Below are 476 nucleotides of genomic sequence, written 5' to 3'. Positions count from 1 at the left end.
TAGCGGATGTAGTGCATCATTCCGGGCCGCTCGGGTGGCGTCACGGCGCCTTCCACCTTGTCGGCCAAGCCGCCATAGTAATAAAACCACTCCGGAAGATAGCGCATCTGGCCGAGCATCTCGGCGAGCAGCTTGCCGTTGTCGCGAACCTCCAATTCCCCCAGTTTCTCCGCGTTTGCGGCGACGAGGTCACCGAGCCTGTAGAGGAGACGCCCGCGTTGGGTGGGCGTCATCTCCGCCCACGCCCCTGTCGTAAAGGCGCGGTGCGCAGCCCTGACCGCCTGATCGACGTCACGTGCCGTGCCGCGAGGCACCCGAGACCAGACTAGCCCGGTATACGGATCGATGCTGTCGAAATAGTCGCCACCCGCTGGTGGTGTTGACTGCCCGTCCACGTAAAGGGCGAGCGTCTCTGTTTTTTCGCTTCGAACATACACGGGTGGCCATCTCCCCTTGACACCTATATCTTCTATAGC

The 476-nt window shown here is 61.6% G+C and carries 1 protein-coding gene; it reads right to left on the bottom strand.

Going from position 1 to position 476, the window contains the following annotated elements:
- The coding region (locus EN750_RS38555; RefSeq protein ID WP_245482961.1) for an aldehyde dehydrogenase family protein at nucleotides 1–314 on the bottom strand (314 nt) is incomplete at its 3' end.
- Between the last annotated feature and the right edge of the window lie 162 nt (nucleotides 315–476).

The sequence above is a fragment of the Mesorhizobium sp. M7A.F.Ca.ET.027.03.2.1 genome (genome assembly GCF_003999175.1).
Classification (GTDB): domain Bacteria; phylum Pseudomonadota; class Alphaproteobacteria; order Rhizobiales; family Rhizobiaceae; genus Mesorhizobium.
This window is presented reverse-complemented; position numbering and strand designations above follow the sequence as displayed.